The sequence below is a fragment of the Rothia nasimurium genome, assembly GCF_928382285.1.
GTDB classification, from domain to species: Bacteria; Actinomycetota; Actinomycetes; order Actinomycetales; family Micrococcaceae; genus Rothia; species Rothia nasimurium_E.
Genome location: NZ_CAKMSS010000004.1, coordinates 110,281 through 130,353, shown reverse-complemented (window position 1 = coordinate 130,353; position 20,073 = coordinate 110,281). Strand labels below are relative to the sequence as shown.

Here is a 20,073-nt window from a genome sequence, read left to right as displayed (position 1 = left end):
CGCCGCCCCTTGGAGCCCGCGCTGGCGTACACTTATGCCCATGACTAGCCCTATCGCACCCGCTATTCCTGCCGATTCCTGCTCCCTGCCGGTTGATGAGAACCTACCGGGCACCGCTGCCCGCGAGACGCTCTGGGTCCTGCTGGAGCACCCCGGTGGCTGGGGCCGCGATATTCTCGATGGAACCGTCTTTGGGGCAGAACTCTCAGCCGCCCTTAAAGAAAAGATGGCGCAGGTGGGTGCCCGCCTGCTGCTGATTCGGCAGCCCGGTCGTGAGGGGCAGAAGGTTAAGGACGCCGGCGCCCGCCGCCGCGCCTTCCTTGCGGTTACCGGGGGTAGGGATTTTTCACCCGCCCGGCTCTACTCTTTTGAGGTAACCGGTGCGGAGGATTTACTCTCCCTTCCCCTCGAAACCCCCGAAAATATACCCGGCGCGGTTGTTTCACGTGAAACACTGACTCTTGTCTGCACCCACTCCAAGCGCGACCGCTGCTGCGCGGTACGCGGCCGACCCATTGCGTCCTTTGTATCCGAACAACTCGCGGACGGCAGCGTCTGGGAGTGCTCCCACACCGGCGGGCACCGCTTCGCCCCGGTCGCCATCAGCCTGCCCACCGGCTACACCTACGGGCGCCTAACCTTCGAACAGGCCCTGACCTTAGCCCAGGGTGCCCAGCAGGGCCGGGTAGAACTCACCGGGCTGCGCGGGCGCTCCTCCCACTCCCCCATCGAGCAGGTAGCCGAGGTAGCCGTCCGTACCCTCCTGGCGGACGCCGGTGAGCAGGCAGACCCCAACGACCTAAACCCCGGTGAAATGACCGTCACCGAACCCGACCTACACGCCGCCCATATCGCTCACCGCGACGGCCGTTTCTGGGTCGTGACCGCCCGCCGCACCGAGCTAGCACCGCGACCGGCGTCCTGCGGTAAGGACGCCGGCCCCGCCTTCAGCTGGGAGGTCGTCAGCCTCGTTGGCCTAGACCACGCCGGTTGCCCCCAGCAGGGAGCCAACACCGAAGGTGACGGCCAGGGCTAGGGCGCCACCGATGACGACGCGCAGGGCGGCCTTGCCGTAGTGCGGGGAACCGCCCCACTTAGCCCCCAGAGTGCCGGTAATAGCCAGGGCGATCAGCACGCCCGCAAAGGTCACCGGAATACGGATGGACTCGGGGAAGAGCAGAATCAGCAGGGTCGGTAGCAGGGCACCCACCAGGAAGGAGCCGGCCGACGCGAAGGCAGCAGACCAGGGGGAAGGGATGTCTTCTTCGTCGATGCCCAGTTCAAAACGCAGGTGGGTCTTGAGGGCGTTCTTCTCGGTCATCTCGATAGCCGCCTTGCGGGCGGTTTCGGGCGAGATGCCGCGCTCTTCAAGGATCTCGGTCAACTCATCGAGCTCGTACTCGGGCATGTCGCGCAGCTCAGCCTTTTCCTTGGCGATCAGAGCTTCCTGGCTATCCACCTGGGACGATACCGAGACGAACTCGCCCAGGGCCATGGAGATAGCACCACCGACAACAGCAGCAGCGGCGGCAACACCAATGGCTGAAGTGCTGGTGTTTGCACCGGCAACGCCCACTACAGTGGCAGCTACAGAAACGATGCCGTCGTTAGCGCCCAGAACGGCTGCGCGCAGGCGGTTAAGTTTTTCATGGTAGGCACCGCCCATGTTGTGGGCTTCATCGGTATGGGAGTGAGGGGCTGCAGCTGCGGGGGCTGCTTCGTTCGGTTGGTTCGTCATAGGTCTAAGCATAGAGAGTCCCCCAGCTCTCTTCCAGCAAGTCTAGAGTAAGCTTGCCTGCTCCCCCGCTCAACCGCCGGGTGAGGCTAGGCTGGGCTACCTAGAGGCGGTCGATGAACTCACCGATAGCCCGGTAGGTGGCGGTACGGGCGGGTTCGGGCGAGAGGACGAGGTCGTGGGTTCCGCCGTCGATGACGCGGCTGGTGACGTCCCTACCCAGCCCCAGGCCCCAGCGGCGGATTCCCTGCACGTTGAGCACAGCGTCGAAGTCGTGGCGGTCGGTGGGGTTCTTGAGTTTGCCGGAGCGGGCCGAGGTTAGCAGGAGCACAGGGGCCTGGATGTCGAGGCCGCGTTGTAGCTGCCGGTGGGCCCGGCGCACAGCCGCCAGCCAGCCCGCGTAGACGGGTGGGAAGTTGAGGGTTTTCCAGGCGGTGTTGAACTGCCAGATGCCCGCGTGCTCAGCGTGCAGGGAGCGGGCGTAGGCGTCCTCCTGCTCCTTCTGCACGATGGCGCGCGGCTTGAAGCGCGCGAGCGCCGCCACCGACCCGGTCATGAGGGTGCGCTCAAGCGGGTTGTTGAAGTGGTCGAGCCAGGGGGAGTTAAGGACGACGGCAGCCAGCTCGGGCGGGGCGGTGCGGTCAGCCCAGAGGGAGGCGATGAGGCCACCGGTGGAGTGGGCCATAAGAATGACCTGCCGGTGCCCGTCGCGGCCGGTGATGAGCTTCCAGGCGGCGGTGAGGTCTTCGAAGTAGTCGTCGAGGTTTTCGGTGTAGAAGGGGGTCTGCCCCGGTAGCAGGGAGCGCCCATATTTGCGCAGGTCCAGGGCATAGAAGTCGTGGCCGCGGGCTGCCCACCAGTCGCCGAGGTCCTTCTGGAAGAAGTAGTCCACAAAGCCGTGCAGGTAGAGCACGGCGGGCTGTGCCGCCCCGCCCTTCCCCTGCGCGGACGCCGGTAGCTGGGGAGCCGCGTCCGCCCCGCCGGCATCTGCGGGCCGGTGGATGAGGGTGGCAACGATGGGGCCTTCTGCATCGCGGCCCAGGTCGATGGTTTCGGCGGTGTAGGGGGCACCGAGAATGTCTGGCTGTGTCATAAAACCCACTATACTCTCGTGCGCATTTTCGTATTACGATATTTCTATGGAAACTATCAACGGCACCCCGGTCACAGAAGAGCAGATTCAAGCCTGGGCTGACGAGGCTGAAGCAGGCTACGCAGTAGAAAAATTTAAGAAACGTGGCCGCCCAAGCCTTGGGAGCGCTCCTGCATCGGTCATTCCCGTCCGCATGGAGGAGGAACTCCTTGCAGCCCTCTTACATAAAGCTGAGGTTGAGCATCTTAACCGTTCAGAAGCTATCCGCGCCGCTGTCCAGGCCTGGGTTGATGCATGATTTCAGTTCACCACTCCGCTCTCAAACATGGAATACCAACAGAAGATACCCTGGCAGCCGCCCAAACATACGTCTTCTCAGAGGCCCTAGACGAAGAGAACCCCTGGAGGGAGTTGCGCCTGGGATTCGACACTAACGGCAGATTGCTTGAGCTCGTTGTTCTTATCTTTGATAGCGGGAATGAACTTGTCATTCACTCCATGAAGGCCCGAAAGCAATACTGGGAGCTTTTGTAAAAAATCTTTTAACCTAGAACCTTTTCCACCCAAAACATGAAGGCGTGGAACTATCCACCGCTAACATTCTTATAGAAGTGATACCCGCAACACCCCGCAGGTATCTCATGCAAAAGACCCCTTGCTCCTCTTCTTAGATTTATAAGGACACCACCCATGACCTACACCGTCAGCGACTACCTGCTTGACCGCCTTGTTTCCCTGGGCGCTACCGATATTTTCGGTGTGCCCGGCGATTTCAACCTGCAGTTCCTCGACCATGTGATTGCGCACGAGCAGCTGACCTGGGTGGGCAACGCCAATGAGCTCAATGCCGGGTATGCTGCGGACGGCTACGCCCGCGTGGGCGGTATTGGCGCCCTGGTCACTACCTACGGTGTGGGTGAGCTTTCAGCTATTAACGCGACGGCAGGCTCCTATGCCGAGCATGTGCCCGTCCTGCACATTGTGGGCGCCCCCTCCAAGGACGCCCAGGCCGCCCACCTGACCATGCACCACACCCTGGGGGATGGGGACTTCAGCCACTTTATCCGCATGGCCTCCGAGGTGTCCTGCGCGGTTGCTAACCTTGAGCACGCTACCGCCACTGCCGAGATCGACCGCGTGTTGCGGGAGATGATGATCCAGAAGCGCCCCGGTTATATTTTGCTGGCGACCGACGTGGCCCGGGTTGAGGTGGCCCCGCCGACCGGTCCGCTGGAGGTGCCCAAGGCTCTCTCGTCCCCCGGTGCTGTTGAAGCCTTCCGCGCTGACCTGGCTGAAGTGCTGGCGGGCAAGCAGACCACGGTGCTTGCTGATCTTTTGGCTCACCGCATGGGTGCGCAGGCTAACCTGACCGAGATGCTGGCGGCAACCGGCCTGCCCTATGCCACCCTGATGTGGGGCAAGACCCTGGTGGACGAGTCCAAGCCGGCTTTTGCTGGTATTTACGCCGGGGTGGTGTCGTCCGCCCGCACCAAGGACGCCGTGGAGCAGGCCCAAGCCCTGATCTGCGCGGGCGTGACCTTCACCGACACCACCACCGCAGGTTTCTCCCAGAACCTCCCCGAAAACACCGTCTTCTTGGGCGCCCAAACCGCCAAGATTGGCCGGAAGACCTACGCCCCGCTCACCCTCGATACCGCCCTGGATATTGTGCGCGAGGTTGCCAGTGAGGTCGGGGCAACCCCCAAGGAACTGCTGCCCTGGGACGAAGAAACCCACGAAGACATCAACATGGACGCCCCGCTGACCCAGGACGTCCTCTGGTCCCTGCTCTCCCGCGAACTGTCACCGGGCAACATTGTGGTGGCCGACCAGGGCACCTCCTTCTTCGGCATGGCCTCCCGCCGTTTCCCCGAGAATTCCATGTTTATCGGCCAGCCCCTGTGGGGTTCAATCGGCTATACCCTGCCGGCCATGCTGGGGGCTTCCATCGCAGACCGGGGTGCGCGCGGCGTCCTGCTCATTGGCGACGGCTCAGCCCAGCTGACCTTCCAGGAAATCGGCACCATGCTGGAGCAGAAGACCAACCCGGTAGTAGTGCTCATTAACAATGACGGCTACACGGTAGAGCGCGCCATTCACGGCCCCACCCAGCCCTACAACGATATTCGCCGCTATAACTGGCAGCTGATCCCGGCAGCGCTGGGCGCAACCAAGGACGATGTGCTCACGCTGCGCGTGACCACCGCCGCCGAGCTGCTGGAAGCAACCGCCCTAACCCAGGCCACACGCGACAAGCTGGTTTTCCTGGAGGTCATGATGGATAAGGACGACGTGCCCGCCCTGCTGGCCGACGTCGCCGCCGCGCTCACCCGCGCCAACTCCTAAAGGTGGCCTGGTCCACCCCGCACCCGGCTAGTTCTGCGCCGCCCAGGCGGCGTAGCTGCCTTCAAGTTCAAGCACGGTGTAACCGGCTCGACGCAGACCGCTGGCAACCACCGAGTTGCGCACGCCGGACTGGCAGAAGGTCAGCAGAGTCGAGCCGGGGGCGGGCAGTTCATCAAGGCGCCAGAGGGCTGAACCACCTGAGAGCTGCTGGGCACCGGGAATGGTGCCTGCGGCGTACTCATTTTTAGCGCGCACATCGACCAGAGCATCGCGGGAGGCTGTATCTAGCTCATCCACCGCTACCAGGGGCGGGGTGAAGTTGATGAGGGGCTCAAGGTCGGCAGTGTAGTAGCGCACGGTATCGATACCTACCCGGTAGAGGGCATCGCGCAGGTGAGTCGCTTGGGCTTCAGTATCGGCCAGGACGACCAGGGGGCGGCTTTCGCGTTCGGGGTCTAGCACCCAGGCTGCGAAGTTAGAGGCCTGGGGGCCTGCCGGAACATTCAGCGAGCCTTCTACAGTGCCGCTGTGCACGTCGTGCTGGTCGCGGGTATCAATGAAGATAGCCTCGTCAGCCTCAAGTTTTTCTGCCACCTGGGCAGCGGTGAGTTCAGCAGGTTCGGGGGCAGGGTAACCGATGAGGGCAGGGCCGACCCGGTTTTCCTTCTTCATGCGGGCAAAGTAGGCATGGGCGTCGGGCTGGCCGTTGAGTAGCTCGTCAATAAAGCCCTGTTCGTCGTTGTTGCGCACGTAGGGAGCCCACCAGGCGTAGGCTTTTTCGTAGCCAACGGTGCTTGAGGGAACCGCGCCGAGAGCCTTGCCGCAGGGGGATCCTGCGCCGTGGGCGGGGTGCACCTGCACGTGGCCAGGTAGGGGCATGAATACATGTTTGAGGCTGGCAAAGAGGTCGCGAGCCCCGGCAAAGCGGGTGTCGATGCCGCCTGCTGCCTCGTCGAGTAGGTCGGGGCGGCCCAGGTCGCCCACGAAGACGAAGTCGCCGGTGAGCATGTAGCCGGGGGCATCGGCCACAGCACCATCGGTGATAAGGAATGAGAGATGCTCCGGGGTGTGGCCGGGGGTGTGCTGGGCGGTGACGGTAATCTTTCCGAGCTGGATGGTGTCGCCGTGGTAGAGGCGGGTGCCGTCGAAATCATACTGCCAGTCGTCCCCGCCTTCGCCGGAGAGGTATACGGTGGCGCCGGTTACGGACGCCAGTTCGCGGGTTCCTGAGAGGTAGTCGGCGTGGATGTGGGTTTCGGTGGTCGCCACAATCTTCATGTTATTTTTGGCAGCCAGGTCGAGGTAGACCTGGATATCGCGGCGGGCGTCAACCACAATAGCCTCGCCCTTGCGCTGGCAGCCGATGAAGTAGCTAGCTTGGGCAAGGCCTTCTTCGTAGATGCGTTCAAAGAGCACGGTAGATCCTTTCAGTGCAACCAATATAAAAATACCCCCGGGGGTATTTAAAAGATAGCAGAATCCCAACCGAAAACAAACCCCCGGGGGTATACTAGAGAAAAAGTTTTTACAAGAAAGCAGAAGCCATGCAACTCAACCCCGAAGAGATGAAACCGGTCATCAACCGTCTCAAGCGTGCCCAAGGCCAACTCAACGGCATTATCCGTATGCTCGAAGAGGGCGATGACTGCCAAAAAATTGTCACCCAGCTCGCCGCCGCCTCTAAAGCGGTCGACCGCGCCAGCTTTGCCGTGGTCGCCAGCGGGCTCCAGCAGTGCCTTACCTCAGACAAACCCGAGATGACCCCCGAACAACTAGAAAAAATGTTCCTTTCGCTCGCATAAGGCCCACACAGCACACCAAAACGCTGCACCCCTCCCCCACCCCAGCACTGACAAGGTGCGGGGCAGGAGCCAGGGGGTGCGGCGTCCCTGTTTTAAAATTTAAGGCGGGGCCTAGCTAACCCGAGAGTCACCAGTAGCGGCCAGGCGGCGCTTTGCCTCGCGCAAGGTGACGTCGCCACCCTTGTTATAGGGCAACTTTGAAAGCGCCGCACCCATGGCGCAGGTATTACTGACCGCCGCAAAAGTCAGACCGCCGCCAATGGCACCAGCCAGGTACTTGGCCTTGGGGAAGATGGCACTAGCTGCCACCCCACCCAGCACCAGGGAACCTGCCACCAGGCGCACCTGGCGCTCGAGATCCCAGCGGGCTGGGCCCACATTGACGGGCTGATCAGCCTTCTTCCAGGCCTCCATACCGCCGGTGAGCACACTGGTGCGAGTAACACCAGCCCCAGCCAGGAGCTTCTGGGCGCGGGTAGCGCGAGCACCGGAACGACAGATAATGACAGCTTCATCATCAATGAAAGCACTCAGCTCTTCGGGGTGCTTTTCAATTAGAGCCAAGGGTACATTTACACTCCCGGGAATATGGGCACCCTCGTATTCCGCTGCGGTGCGCACATCGAGCAGCAGGGTCGTGTGGGAGTCTTTAATGTTCTGCGCCAGCTGCTGCACCTCAAGAGTTGAGGGGAGAGAGCTTGTAGTATCTGACATGTTTTTCCTTTCTTTATGCCATCAGTTCAATGAGGGTGGTAGCTGCCATGTAGGCTGCGACGACGTAGAGAAAAATTGCGAAGGCTAGCTGCAGGGAACGCTGGGGCACCCGCCTACCACCCCAGGTGCCGGCCAGGGTACCGACCACAGTTGTAGCCAGCAAGGGGGCAAGCGCCGACCAATCCAAGGACGGCAGGGCCCCAACTCCCAGGGCTAGGGCAACAAAGCTGTTGATGAGGATAACCAGTAGAGAGGTCCCCACGGCGGTTGCCATACTGAGCCCCAAGATTAGAGTCAGGGCGGGCACGATAGCAAAACCACCACCCACACCAAAGAAGCCGGTCAAAAAGCCAACCCCCGTAGCAGCCCCCACCAGCGTAACCCCCTGCCGGAAGGCGGAGGGGCGGGAGGCGGCGTCCGCACTTTGTGCCCGAATAGACCCCCTGCGCGCTGCACGCACCATCAGACTGGCAACCACCAGCAGCAGAACAGAGAAGGCCAGCAGGAGCAACCGTCCATCGAGACTATGGGTCAACATTCGACCGCCGTAGGCACCAGCCAAACCAAGCACCCCAAAGAAAGCGCCGCGACACCAGTCAACCGAGTGGGCTTGGGTCAGCACACCGGCGGCAGCACCAACACCCACCACTACAAGGGAAGCCAGGGTCGCCTGCGCCGGGCTAAACCCGAACCCGTAGACCAACAGGGGAATCGCTAAAATAGCCCCACCCCCGCCCAGGGCACCCATGAGCAAACCTATAGCCAGGCCGCCCGCAAGAGCTAACAGCACAATTCTTCTTTCTCTTTCTTCACCTTAGAGATAATACCCCTAGGGGTATATAAAAAACAAGGTTGCCCACCCCCACATAACACCAGCCCCACGGTTCGTCACGAGCCGGATGTATCGTCCGGGGTTTCATGACAAACCGTGGGGCTGGGCAATCTGCACTAGCGACAGCACACCCTACGCCTAAGCCTGCGGGTCAAACAGGCCTACTTCTGCACGAAGTAGAGGCGCTTATTGACGAATTCGTCCATGCCGTAGGGGCCAAGTTCGCGGCCGTAGCCGGAGTTCTTCACACCACCGAAGGGAATTTCGGCGCCTTCACCGGCAGGGGTGTTGACGTTGACCATACCGGCGTCAATCTGCTGGGCCAGGCGGCGGGCGCGGGCCTCGTCCTGCGAGAAGACCGCCCCACCCAGGCCGTACTGGGTGTTGTTAGCCAGCTCGATGGCTTCTTCGTCGCTTTCTACCCGGTAGACGGTGGCGACGGGGCCGAAGAGCTCCTGGTAGTAGACCTCGGAGCCGACGGGCACGTCGGTAAGGACGGCCGGGGAGAGGTAGGCGCTCTTCTCATCCAGTAGCTGCCCACCGACGCGCAGGGTAGCACCGGCGGCAACGGCCTCGTCCAGCTGCTTCTTGAGACCTTCGGCAGCCGAGCGGGAGGAGAGGGCCATGTAGGTGGTCTCGTCCGCTTCGGCGGGCTTGCCCGGCTTCATGGCCTCGGCCAGCTTGACCAGTTCGGCGACAAACTCGTCGTAAATGTCGGCCATGACAATCATGCGCTTATTGGAGTTGCAGGCCTGGCCGGTGTTGTACATACGGAAGCCCCAGGCGGTGGCCGCAGCTTCAGCAACATTGTCGGTATCGAGCACGATGTAGGGGTCAGAGCCACCCAGTTCCAGCACGGCCTTCTTGAGGTTGCGCCCGGCAATACCGGCCACAATGGCACCGGCACGTTCGGAGCCGGTCAGAGAGACACCCTGAATGTGGCGGTGGCCGATCATGGTCTCAATCTGGTCGTGGCTAGCGAAAACTGCCTCGTAGGCACCTTCGGGCAGCCCGGCGTCCTTCATAATCTCAGCAATAGCGAGCGCTGACTTGGGGCAGATTTCGGCGTGCTTGAGCACAATGGTGTTGCCCAGCATGAGGTTGGGGGCGGCGAAGCGGGCGACCTGGTAGTAGGGGAAGTTCCAGGGCATGATGCCCAGCAGGGCGCCCAGGGGCTTGCGCTGGATGTAGGCCTCGGAGTTCTCCGCTTCTGAGGGGATTGGCTCGTCCGCAAGGTGGTCGGCGGCAATCCCTGCGTAGTAGGCGAAGATAGCGGAGGAGAACTCAGCTTCTTCAATGCCCTCTGAGATGGGCTTACCCATTTCCTGGGAGATAATTTCGGCTAGTTCCTGCTTGCGCTCTTCGAAGAGTTCAGCGATGCGGTTCACGATGGCGGCGCGTTCTTCGACGCTGGTGGTGCGCCAGGTCAGGTAGGCGGCGTGGGCGCGGTCTACTGCGGCGGTAGCCTGCTCGTCGGTGAGGGTGTCGAAAGTTTCGAGAACCTCGCCGGTGGTGGGGTCTTCAAGTCGGTAGCTCATGGGTTTAGCTCCTTTGTGTTTGTGGGTATGTGCGGTACGGACGCCCCTAGATACAACTCAACAAGCTGGATACGGGGCCAGCCTCGGGTGGGAAATACCCTCAAAGCCAGGCTGGCTGGGTCTGGCGTGAATCGTAGCGAGCCCCCAGGGCGAGCTACGAGAGGGTCAGCCTGGCGGAGGGTATTTCCTGCCCCTTTCCTGGCGCAAGGGCACCTGCCCTGCCCATACACAGCAGGTAATTAGTTCCCCGCGACCTTGCGGATTTCTTCGACGAAGATGTCCAGGGCATGGCCGAGGAGTTCTTCGCTGATGGTCAGCGGGGGCAGCAGGCGCACGACGTTGCCGTAGGTGCCGCAGGTGAGGATCAGGACGCCGCGTTCGGCGCAGGCTGCTGCGATGTCTTTGGCTGCGGTGGCGTGGGGTTCCTTGGAGTCAGAGTCTGCTACGAATTCGACGGCGAACATGGCGCCGCGGCCGCGGATTTCGCCGATGATGTCGAGTTCTTCGACCAGGGGGCCGAGCTTTTCGCGGGCAATCTCTTCGATGCGGGCGGCGCGGGCGTTGAGATCCCACTCTTCCATGGTTTCGATGGTGGCGAGGGCTGCGGCACAGGCGACGGGGTTGCCGCCGTAGGTGCCGCCGAGGCCGCCGGGCTGGACCTTATCGAAGAGTTCGGCGCGGCCGGTGACGGCGGAGAGGGGCATGCCGCCAGCGATGCCCTTAGCGGTGGTGATGAGGTCGGGTTCGATGCCTTCGTGGTCAGAGGCGAACCAGGTGCCGGTGCGGCAGAAACCGGCCTGGACTTCGTCCGCGATAAAGACGATGCCTTTTTCGCGGGCCCAGGTGACGAGTTCGGGCAGGAAGCCTTCGGCGGGGACGATAAAGCCGCCTTCACCCTGGATGGGTTCAATGAGGATTGCGGCGACGTATTCTGAGCCGATCTGCTTTTCGATCATGTCGATGACGCGGGCTGCTGCTTCTTTACCGCCGGTGTTGCCGTCGCGGTAGGGGTAGCTCATGGGGGCGCGGTAGACCTCGGGGGCGAAGGGGCCGAAGCCCTTCTTGTAAGGGGCTGCCTTGGCGGTGAGGGCCATGGTGAGGTTGGTGCGACCGTGGTAGGCGTGGTCGAAAACGACGACGGCGTTGCGGCCGGTGGCTGCGCGGGCGATTTTGACGGCGTTTTCTACGGCTTCGGCGCCGGAGTTGAAGAGCACGGTGCGCTTGTCGAAGTCGCCGGGGGTGAGCTGGTTGAGTTTTTCGGCCACGGCTACGTAACCCTCGTAGGGGGTGACCATGAAGCAGGTGTGGGTGAAGTGGGTGGCGGCTTCGCGCACGGCTTCTACGACCTTGGGGGCGGAGGCACCGACGGAGGTGACGGCGATGCCGGAGCCCAGGTCGGCGAAGGAGTTACCGTCAACGTCGACGATGACGCCGCCGTCGGCGTCCGCTACGTAGACGGGCAGGGTGGAGGCTACACCGGCGGGCACGTTGGCGGCGCGGCGGGCGGCCAGTTCGGCGGATTTGGGGCCGGGGACAGTGCCGGTGAGGGTGATCTGCTGGGGTAGGCGGTAGGCAATCTCAGCCATGGTGGAGGTTCCTTAGTGATGGATTTTCTTGTAACTACAAAAAGGTAAGGGGTGCGAACACCCGCCCGAACCGGGCGTGGAGGGCGGGCGTCCGCTGGGCTTTAGTTAGCGTAGGGGTCGCGAATGCCGATGTACTGGATGGAGGAGTACTCGTCGATACCCTCGGCGGCTCCTTCGCGGCCCAGGCCGGACTGCTTGACGCCGCCGAAGGGGGCGGCCGCGTTGGAGACCACACCGGCGTTGAAGCCCATGATGCCGAACTCTAGGTGGTCGCTGGCGCGGTAGAGGCGGTCGATGGATTCGGTGTAGACGTAGGAGGCCAGGCCGTATTCGGTGTCGTTGGCTAGCTCGTAGGCCTCGTATTCGTCCTTGAAGGTGAAGACGGGGGCGATGGGGCCGAAGATTTCTTCACGGGCGACGCGGGCGTCGAGGGGCACGTCAACGAGCACGGTGGGCTTGAAGAAGTAGCCTGCGCCCTCGCCCTTTTCACCGCCGGTGAGTACGCGGGCGCCCTTGGCAACGGCGTCCTCGACGAGGGCAACCATGGAGTCCTGGGCTTTCTTTTCGACGAGGGGGCCGCAGGTGACGCCTTCGTCCAGGCCGTTGCCGACCTTGAGGGCGGCCATGGCGTCGGCGAACTTCTGGGAGAACTCTTCAGCCAGGGACTCATGGACGATGAAGCGGTTGGCGGCGGTGCAGGCTTCGCCGATGTTGCGCATCTTGGCGGCCATGGCGCCGGCGACAGCCTGGTCGATATCGGCGTCCTCGAAGACCAGGAAGGGGGCGTTGCCACCCAGTTCCATGGAGGTGCGTAGCACGTTCTCGGCGGCTTTCTTGAGCAGGTCCTTACCGACGGGAGTGGAGCCAGTGAAGGAGACCTTGCGCAGACGGGAATCGCTCATGATGGGCTCGGAGATAGCGGCTGCCGACTTAGACGAGACGACGTTGAGGACGCCCGCGGGCAGGCCAGCGTCCAGCATGGTCTGGGCGAAGTACTGGCTGGTCAGCGGGGTCAGGCGGGCGGGCTTGAGCACCATGGTGCAGCCTGCTGCCACGGCGGGGGCAACCTTGCGGGTACCCATGGCCAGGGGGAAGTTCCAGGGGGTAATCAGCAGGCAGGGGCCGACGGGCTTGCGGCGGGTGATCATGCGCAGGGTGCCCTCGGGCATGTCGAGGGAACGGCCGTAGTGGCGGGGGGTTTCTTCGGCGAACCAGCGTAGGAACTCGGCCCCGTACTTGACCTCGCCGAGGGCTTCGGCGTAGGGCTTGCCCATTTCTAGGGTCATGAGGGTGGCAAATTCTTCGGCGCGTTCGGTGACCAGCTCGAAGGCACGGCGCAGAATCTCGGCGCGTTCACGCGGAGGTGTGGCGGCCCAGCCGTGGTCCCCCGCTTCTTTTTCTGCGCGGCAGGCAGCATCGAGGGCGGCGAGGGCGTCTTCTTCGGTGGCGGAGGCCAGGGTTGCGATGACTTCACCGGTGGCGGGGTTTTCTACGTCGAAGGTTTCGCCGTTTGAGGCGTCGCGCCACTGGCCGCCGATGAGCAGGCCGGTAGGTACCTTTGCTAGGAGTTCTTTCACATCTACGGTCATAGCCGGTGTGCACCTTTCGTGAACTATCTGTGTGATGGGCACACCATCAGGCCCATCCTTCTGCTTATCTTACGCCCCCTACCCGCCGGGCAGGTAGCCTGTCTCACACGCCCCGGGGCAGGCGTCCGCGCCCGACAGGGCGGTTATTCGGGCAGGTCAAGGTGTGGGCCTCCACCCCAAGACCCCAATATCGCTACAAATACAAAAGTAGGGCTGGTGCCCCATGAAATCATGGGGCACCAGCCCTACTTTGGCCTTTAAGTTCTGCGTCCTATCGTTGGAAGCGACTCCCTACCATCACGCCATCAATAGGAAGGCAACGAATTTAAACTTTGGTAGACTCAACAGTCCAGGTTTTAGTCTTAAGACCTGTTGCATCGGTATAGGCTACGCTTCGGGTAGTAGTGAGCGTATTCTGACCGACGCGAGTACAGGTATTTTCGCGGAAATTCAGGAAGTAACCGGTGCAGAATCCGCTACCTGCGGTGGCATCAGACATATCTACAGGGGTACCGTCACCCTTATATTCCAGAGTGATGGAAGTAGGAGTGCTAGAAACGATAGACCACCCTGGCTCCAGGTAGGTGGCATTCGTCCACTTTGTTACACCGAGGGTAGATGCAGCACCGTTTGCAGTGGGGGCATCATTGAAGGTAACCGGACGAGCAAAGGTATGGGTCACGGTGAAGGTGTCGATGATGACACTGCCGGAATATCCAGGGTCAGCCTCAATCCACCAACCTACAGAAGAGTTGGGATCCTGAATGCAGTTTGATTTGCTCGGAGTTACCGAGGCACCGCAGCAAAGAGTGTTAATAAAGCCCTCTTTGGGGTTAGTGGTCACGTTACACCCGGTAGGCTGACGCGAGAATATCTGCTGGTAGGCACGCACAGACCCAACCCCCAGCTGCGCCTCGGGTGATGAAACTGCCATAGCCGGAACATTCGACGCCCCAACAATAACAGGCGCAGCCCAGGCTGCGCCGCGCACAAGGGTACGACGATTCATAGTGGTAGACATTTTTATTTTCCTCTAAAAGTGTTCGAGATAAGAATTAGTATAACACTCACTACGAGACTTTAAAAGAAGTTATTTACTGTGATTAAAAATAGTAATTTACAGCACTCAATCTAGCCGCAACTACGTGCCAACTAGGTGTTTCATTTCTTCCAAAAAGCCAAGCTTCAGCTCGGTATTTTCCATGAAAAACCTTGCGTGAGCACCGTTATTTAAAATTTTTCTTATATTCTTTTAATTAAAAGGTAAAAATTCAGCACTTTGAATACCGTTTTTTTACTCAGTTAAGCACAACCCCACTACCAACACGACACACCCCAGCATGACAGAGGCCTACACAACCCTTGGGGGCACCCCCCAGGACGAGGCTTTCACCATTGGCCTCTCAGCCCTGCTCACCGGGCTGAGTGCAACGCTGATACCCCGCCCAAGAGTCAGAACCAATACCCAGTAGCTCGTCGTATCTTCGAGAGACTAAGCCTTAAAAAGTCTGGGTCGCGTCTACCCTCTTTTCAAGAAAGAATGGTTACGCGACCCGACTATTAAGATACATGCCACCTAGTTGGAACCGACGGTACCCCACTCGGTGAAGGTGGAGGAGAAGCCACACTGCGAGTTGTTAATGGTGTAGGTAAAACGCAGAGTGAAGCCCCCATTATTGGTTTGCTCCTGAGGCACAAGGGCGGTTGCAGAGAATTCCACAGGACCAGAGCCAGCAGGAATAGTGAGGGTCTTACGGTCAGCAGAAAGGGTAGCCCCGGCAATGCCAGTGGGATCTGCCAACTCAGCGTTGGAAACAAGAACGATCTGGGCGTAGGAACCAGCATCAGGGAAGCTGTAGGTTGCAGTCACCCGATGGGTGCCTTCCGCTGTTTCATGAGCAAAAGTAGGTGCAACGTCAGGGCAGGTGAAAGAGGCTGCGTAGGCAGGAACAGATGCAGTAGCCACCACAACGGGAGCAGCCCATGCGCTACCCTTGACCACGTTACGGCGCGACAGTGTGTGAGTCATGTTTTTAATTTCCCCTAAAAGTAATAAAAATCTTTTTCATGGTAGCACCTTGGCGTACTGCGGCGACAAAAAACTGGAAGAAATTTTCGCCTGTCTAGACCTGAGTGCCACAGAGAAAACCCGATCACCCCAAATACCTATTAACACTAGTCAGAACCTGTATTTTTAAAACATACGCACCCTTGCATATACTCCCCAAAAATTAATACAACCGCCCCATCATCTGCCCACCCAATCAATCCCAACCCACCAGCCGCGCACGCCTTATCTCCCCCACCCGCCAAGGCGTGCAAAAATAGAGTCTATGAGTTTTGATTCGCACTCCGAGCTCCCCCCGCACCTTTTAGCTCTCGCACACCTTACACAATGGCATTCAGAGGCACATCAGCAGCCCCTGGAGATCCGTTTTACCGTACACAACACCACGCTAGATAGTGTTGCTTGTGCCATCACGGGTTCTTTAGGCGCCCCACCCCCAGCTGATTATGCCCGCTCAGCCACCGTCGCCATCTACGAACTGGCTCGCAGTGGAACCTTCGAAGGTTCCTATAACGTGCGTATCAACTCATCGCCAGGTGGCCAGGTCATCGTCAAGCAGATGCCTCTCTCCCCTACATCTGAACATGAAACTGAACACATCGACACACCCGTCGAAGACTCAGGGGCCACTGTCTCAAATAACGGGCTACGTCTACGCTCCGCCCTGCTTAAGCGCCGGCACAGTGCGGGATACACCCCAGCCGAGATTGCCGCCGAAGAGAAGCAGCGCGGGTTCACCTTCACCCCCGAGCTCAAGTTCTATCGGGCCCTAGTACGCAACGGTGTGGTTGCCGAAGTGGCCGGGCAGAAGGTCATTGCCTCTACCCCTCAGGCCGATTTTGGGGCGTCCACCCTGGATTCTGCCCCCTGGAAGGCACCGGAAAAGACGGACGGCACCGTCCAAGCCGTCCTGAACCACAGCCTCTGGCTTGAAATTGCCAACTCCCCCAGCCACCTCTACGCCATTGATTTGGCGCCCGGCGCCCAGGGCACCGTGGGGCAGGTTATTGCGCGCAAGCGGGGTGAGGCGTCAGTGCCAGTGCAGGTTGCCCTGTCATTGGCAGATTTTGTAACCGGAAACCTGGTAGGGCAGGACGCCGGGAGCAACTCCCCCGTTCCGGCAGCTACACCAGCACCCCAGGCAAGCACAGGAACATCCACTCTTGCGCAAACCATCGCCTGGGTAGGCACCGTTGAGCCTATCGCGCTCCCCGGTTTCCTGGGCTGGACTTTAGCTCCCACTGAGGCTCGCTACCGTGCGGTTCTGGCTGAGGTTGACCCTAAGTCAGCAGCTGAGCCTGCATCGGGTGCACTCGAAGAGTCTACGGAGAACACTGTAGAGGCTGCACTCACTCCCGAGTCTGATTCCGATCAGACCAGCGTTTCCGAACCGGTTATTGCACCAGCAGCCCCGGTGGTCATCAAGTCCACCACGACCTCAGACAATGCCTCCAGCCTCTTCACTACTGAGGGTAGCGCGGCTGACTCTGAGCCCACCCAGATTCCTGACCCCGCAGATGAACCTCTGCCCGCCTCCCCCGCCGAGGTGCCGAGTCTTCAGGAAGAGTCGGGCGACGACGTCCACCCCAGTGAGAAACCCGCTGACGACGATACGCCCAGCCCCCTCAGCCGGGCGGCAAGCGCCTACGCAGCAGCGGCTTTCCCCAATGACCTGCCCGTCACCACCGGTGAGAAGGCTCAGGATATCCGCGATATAGACCCGGGTGTAGCCCGCGTCCCGGCCTCCCCCGAGCAGAAAAATATCGCTAATACCATCGGCACCCTGGCTTTTGGCACCCCCGAGGAGCGCAAGGAGTATCGAAGCACTGATACCGATGCTGTTCCCAGCATCGCGGCCCGGGCTAAGAAAGTTTCGCTGGCATCTACGCAGGTAGAGCCTCAGCCCCCGGCAGAAGAGGGCGAGCAGAAGCAGGACGACCGCAGCCTGCGTTCAGCCCTGCGCAAGTTCTTTATCGGCGACTAGCCCACCTACATCGAACTGACAAGGAATAACAGGAGGTGCACCCCGACTGGGGTGTGCCGCCTGACCTTTTCTGCGAGCCCCAGCGGGCGTAGGCTTGGTAGAGCACACGAATCAACGAACGGAGTAGTAGTGGCACGCTCATCTCGCGACGCCCTGGGGAGCACCCCCCTTGAAGTTTTCATTCCGGCTGCCGGCGAAAACCCGGACGACCCCGGCGACACCCAGCGCGACGCCTTCCTTACTGAAGCCCAGGAGCTGCTTGATGAGGGTCTTGATATTGCCGTCTACTCCACCGACTCCTACCCCTCTGCCTTTACCGACTGTGAGCCGGTTGCCGATCAGCTTGCTATGGCCGGCGCTGAGGTTCTACCCATTTTGCTGGTAGAGGGCCTGGTCAAGGTGTCCTACATGTACCCCACTGCTGAGCAGCTGCGCCGTTTTTCCCGTTTTGGTGAGGTAAAGCAGCCCAAGGTCAAAGCCGCTGCGGCTGCCTGCGGCACAGGCGGTGCGGATGCCCCCACCACGGTTCCTGCCGCTGACCCGGCTGGATTTGCTGCGGTGCTGGCAGGAGTGACCCCTAAGCCTGCCGGGGGGCCCGACATTGGCAACCGGGTCAACCTGATGGGGGGTCACGATTCTGCACCGGTTTCACAGGGGGCCGCTACCGAATCAGGGCAGCCTGCGAAGCAGGCCTCGTGTGGCTGTGGCTGCGGGTGTGGCGACTAAAATAGAGCCGACACACATTTTTCTAAGGAGTAGTCGATGATTGGTGCGCGTGTAGAGCACAAGGATGAGTTCTTTATTGCGGGCTTCCGCGAGACCGTGAAGCAGGGCGCTGGCATTGGCGAGCTCTGGAAGAAGCTCACCGCCCACGCCGAGGCGCGGGGGGTGACCATGCCCGAGGTGCACTCGATGGGCGTGATTGTGGGGATGAACGCTTCCGGCGAGTTCGACTACATGGCGGGGATTCTGGTGGAGAACCTGGAAACCGCGCAGGCTCTGGGTCTCAATGCCCTTAAGGTGGACGGTGGCGAGTTCGCGGTGACGACCGTTGAGGGCCCGGTGCCCATGAGTACCATGGCCGGAGTGGACCACCTGATGGGCACCTTCCTGCCCGCGTCAGGTTTTAAGCCCAATGGCCCGGTCTTTGAGGCCTATGGGCCGGGCGACCCGTCCGCTGATGACTTTCAGATGCAGGTCTGGGTGCCGGTGAAGGCTGCTTAGAGCCCTGCCGATAGAGATAGGCGACGGTTCTTCAGAATTTTGACTAGCTGCTTACGGCGAGCAGAGTCAAAAGGAAGGCCCGTCGCCCCTTCAACAAGCTCCTCTGTTTCATGAAGCATCTTACGTAGCAAGAGGGCGGTTGCGGCAGGACGCACCCCAAGTTCCTGTCCAAAATCGAGAAAAGTCTTTGCAGAAAGCCCTCGCTCTTTTCCAAGTAGCTTAAGTGCCATCGATTGGTCGCCGTAGGGTGCAGTTGAGGGAATGTCATATACCGGCGCTAGTCGATATTTTCCAGAAGACTCGATAATGGAAATATTTTTTGCATGAAGATCGCCGTTGCCAGTAAGCCATGCAAAAGCAAACTGTCTCACTAATTCTTGGGCCACTAGAATAGGCTGGCTTGTTTTCTCTACCACCGCCTGTGCTAACCGCAAGGCTGTGACTTCATATTTATCAGCAGGATAGAGATTAAGAAGCTGACAAGCGTCTTCTACCGCATAGCGAGCCAGATGGCCATTTCCATCTATCCCTCGATCAAATCGTTGTATCAAAAGGCCCGAGCGACCAGTAATATCACGCACTAGGTGAGAGCTAACAACACCGTTACGAAAAGATATCCGACGTGCGTACTCTAGGAAAAAATGTTCATTTTCTACGAGTAATGGGTATTCGGGAGGCGTGAGCTTCAACAGATAGAAATTGTGGTTGTGACGAAGGGGGATGGTCAGCATCTTGCCCGACACTTTATCCTGAACTCCCGGAAGGGCAGCGTAGTCCAGTAATCCCTGGGCAGAGAAAAAATCAGCAAATGAAATCGATGCTAGCTGAGTCGGGTCGAACTCCGTTATAGGTTCGGCATACTCGTTATCGGGTACAACTCCGGGCGGCAGTACCCTCACATCCCCCACGGTATCAGCACCCACCGCTAGTAGAAGAGAAAGCTCATCATCCTTCGACACCTTCAACACATTTCTCAAACTCGTCAGGCGGCGACCCTCAGGTAAAAGACCTGTGAAAAATGGAGGTAATGCGCCAGCTTGATACACAAAGGGTTCATCAGTAAGCGGCAAGGTGGTTGCTACAGGTGCATGATGAGAGTCAAGATAATCAGCAGAATAACGAAACTCAGTAGTATGAGGTGTTCTGAAAAAGTGCCCGGCAAGAGTATCTTGTTTGTACACATCAGCTTTGAGTGCGTTCATGCCTCAATCACCTGAATTTTCAGACCCAGCACATCGGCAACAGCTACAGCTTTCTCTAAAGAGACACTCAAACGCCCTTTCTCCAAATCACGTAGAGTGCGTTCAGAAATACCACTGAGTGCAGCTAACTCTTCCTGTGACATTTTGAGTTTTTTACGATAGGCACGCACAACTTTTCCTAGCTCCACAGCATCTCCTAACCGGCAAAATCTCGCCGATATACTCGATTTATCTATAATTCTAGGCCACCATCCCACAAAACGGCAGAATATTGCCTACTTAAGGGAGGTGGCTATAGGAGCCACTGCTGAGGCGAAGAAGCCCACTCCTTCCCTCTATAATTTCCTGCTACTCAACCAC

At 59.9% G+C, this 20,073-nt stretch carries 20 protein-coding genes; 8 read left to right on the top strand and 12 right to left on the bottom strand.

Features of this window, described 5'->3' with window-relative positions; translation table 11 throughout:
* Positions 1-40: 40 nt before the first annotated feature.
* Positions 41-1,036, top strand: a complete 996-nt coding sequence (locus L6758_RS06300) for a sucrase ferredoxin (protein ID WP_237205165.1) — start codon at positions 41-43, stop codon at positions 1,034-1,036.
* On the opposite strand, the gene L6758_RS06295 is transcribed toward L6758_RS06300, so the two are convergent.
* Together L6758_RS06295 and L6758_RS06290 are read right to left on the bottom strand one after the other, a co-directional pair.
* Entirely contained in the window at positions 977-1,738 is a 762-nt protein-coding gene (locus L6758_RS06295) for a VIT1/CCC1 transporter family protein (RefSeq protein WP_423817199.1), read from the bottom strand. The two genes, L6758_RS06300 and L6758_RS06295, sit on opposite strands and share 60 nt — an antisense overlap.
* Before the next feature lie 100 nt (positions 1,739-1,838).
* Positions 1,839-2,828 (bottom strand): alpha/beta hydrolase, encoded by a 990-nt coding sequence (locus tag L6758_RS06290; RefSeq protein ID WP_237205164.1) that lies wholly within the window; start codon positions 2,826-2,828, stop codon positions 1,839-1,841.
* 46 nt (positions 2,829-2,874) lie between these two features.
* Between L6758_RS06290 and L6758_RS06285 the strand changes: the two genes are divergently transcribed.
* From L6758_RS06285 to L6758_RS06275, 3 genes are all read left to right on the top strand, one after another.
* Positions 2,875-3,126 carry a ribbon-helix-helix protein, CopG family gene (locus L6758_RS06285; RefSeq protein WP_237196077.1) on the top strand — a complete coding sequence of 84 codons (252 nt, stop codon included), beginning with the start codon at positions 2,875-2,877 and terminating at the stop codon, positions 3,124-3,126.
* Positions 3,123-3,362 carry a toxin gene (locus tag L6758_RS06280; RefSeq protein ID WP_336603549.1) on the top strand — a complete coding sequence of 80 codons (240 nt, stop codon included), beginning with the start codon at positions 3,123-3,125 and terminating at the stop codon, positions 3,360-3,362. The genes L6758_RS06285 and L6758_RS06280 overlap by 4 nt, the downstream gene beginning before the upstream one ends.
* A gap of 156 nt (positions 3,363-3,518) precedes the next feature.
* Positions 3,519-5,174 (top strand): alpha-keto acid decarboxylase family protein, encoded by a 1,656-nt coding sequence (locus tag L6758_RS06275; RefSeq protein ID WP_237196075.1) that lies wholly within the window; start codon positions 3,519-3,521, stop codon positions 5,172-5,174.
* Positions 5,175-5,201: 27 nt separating this feature from the next.
* On the opposite strand, the gene L6758_RS06270 is transcribed toward L6758_RS06275, so the two are convergent.
* Positions 5,202-6,590, bottom strand: coding sequence for an MBL fold metallo-hydrolase (locus L6758_RS06270; protein ID WP_237196074.1), 1,389 nt, complete (start codon positions 6,588-6,590; stop codon positions 5,202-5,204).
* Between the two features lie 128 nt (positions 6,591-6,718).
* Between L6758_RS06270 and L6758_RS06265 the strand changes: the two genes are divergently transcribed.
* Positions 6,719-6,976: a metal-sensitive transcriptional regulator gene (locus L6758_RS06265; protein ID WP_237186546.1), complete on the top strand. Its 258-nt coding sequence runs from the start codon at positions 6,719-6,721 to the stop codon at positions 6,974-6,976.
* A gap of 111 nt (positions 6,977-7,087) precedes the next feature.
* On the opposite strand, the gene L6758_RS06260 is transcribed toward L6758_RS06265, so the two are convergent.
* From L6758_RS06260 to L6758_RS06230, 7 genes are all read right to left on the bottom strand, one after another.
* Positions 7,088-7,690 carry a rhodanese-like domain-containing protein gene (locus L6758_RS06260; RefSeq protein ID WP_237196072.1) on the bottom strand — a complete coding sequence of 201 codons (603 nt, stop codon included), beginning with the start codon at positions 7,688-7,690 and terminating at the stop codon, positions 7,088-7,090.
* 13 nt (positions 7,691-7,703) lie between these two features.
* Complete coding sequence (locus tag L6758_RS06255; RefSeq protein ID WP_237196070.1) at positions 7,704-8,480, bottom strand: sulfite exporter TauE/SafE family protein; 777 nt, start codon at positions 8,478-8,480, stop codon at positions 7,704-7,706.
* Positions 8,481-8,683: 203 nt separating this feature from the next.
* The gene (locus L6758_RS06250) at positions 8,684-10,060 is read right to left on the bottom strand and encodes an NAD-dependent succinate-semialdehyde dehydrogenase (protein WP_237196068.1); all 1,377 of its coding nucleotides are present in this window, start codon (positions 10,058-10,060) and stop codon (positions 8,684-8,686) included.
* Positions 10,061-10,299: 239 nt separating this feature from the next.
* Positions 10,300-11,646 carry a 4-aminobutyrate--2-oxoglutarate transaminase gene (gene gabT / locus L6758_RS06245; protein ID WP_237205163.1) on the bottom strand — a complete coding sequence of 449 codons (1,347 nt, stop codon included), beginning with the start codon at positions 11,644-11,646 and terminating at the stop codon, positions 10,300-10,302.
* 101 nt (positions 11,647-11,747) lie between these two features.
* On the bottom strand, positions 11,748-13,235 hold the full coding sequence (locus L6758_RS06240; RefSeq protein WP_237205162.1) for an NAD-dependent succinate-semialdehyde dehydrogenase: 1,488 nt from the start codon (positions 13,233-13,235) through the stop codon (positions 11,748-11,750).
* A gap of 325 nt (positions 13,236-13,560) precedes the next feature.
* Positions 13,561-14,256 (bottom strand): hypothetical protein, encoded by a 696-nt coding sequence (locus L6758_RS06235; protein ID WP_237205161.1) that lies wholly within the window; start codon positions 14,254-14,256, stop codon positions 13,561-13,563.
* A 555-nt stretch (positions 14,257-14,811) separates the two neighbouring features.
* Entirely contained in the window at positions 14,812-15,264 is a 453-nt protein-coding gene (locus L6758_RS06230) for a hypothetical protein (RefSeq protein ID WP_237205160.1), read from the bottom strand.
* A gap of 553 nt (positions 15,265-15,817) precedes the next feature.
* Here L6758_RS06230 and L6758_RS06225 point away from each other — a divergent pair.
* The 3 genes from L6758_RS06225 to L6758_RS06215 all read left to right on the top strand — a co-directional run bounded on the left by L6758_RS06225 (position 15,818) and on the right by L6758_RS06215 (position 18,511).
* On the top strand, positions 15,818-17,287 hold the full coding sequence (locus L6758_RS06225; protein ID WP_237218614.1) for a hypothetical protein: 1,470 nt from the start codon (positions 15,818-15,820) through the stop codon (positions 17,285-17,287).
* Between the two features lie 129 nt (positions 17,288-17,416).
* Positions 17,417-18,013, top strand: a complete 597-nt coding sequence (locus L6758_RS06220; RefSeq protein ID WP_237205158.1) for an arsenic metallochaperone ArsD family protein — start codon at positions 17,417-17,419, stop codon at positions 18,011-18,013.
* Positions 18,014-18,049: 36 nt separating this feature from the next.
* A complete protein-coding gene (locus L6758_RS06215) occupies positions 18,050-18,511 on the top strand; it encodes a GyrI-like domain-containing protein (protein WP_237196057.1) in 462 nt (153 codons plus the stop codon).
* Here the strand turns inward: L6758_RS06215 and L6758_RS06210 are convergent.
* A complete protein-coding gene (locus L6758_RS06210; protein WP_237196055.1) occupies positions 18,508-19,713 on the bottom strand; it encodes a type II toxin-antitoxin system HipA family toxin in 1,206 nt (401 codons plus the stop codon). The two genes, L6758_RS06215 and L6758_RS06210, sit on opposite strands and share 4 nt — an antisense overlap.
* Positions 19,710-19,901 carry a helix-turn-helix transcriptional regulator gene (locus tag L6758_RS06205; RefSeq protein ID WP_237196053.1) on the bottom strand — a complete coding sequence of 64 codons (192 nt, stop codon included), beginning with the start codon at positions 19,899-19,901 and terminating at the stop codon, positions 19,710-19,712. The genes L6758_RS06210 and L6758_RS06205 overlap by 4 nt, the downstream gene beginning before the upstream one ends.
* Positions 19,902-20,073: the final 172 nt, after the last annotated feature.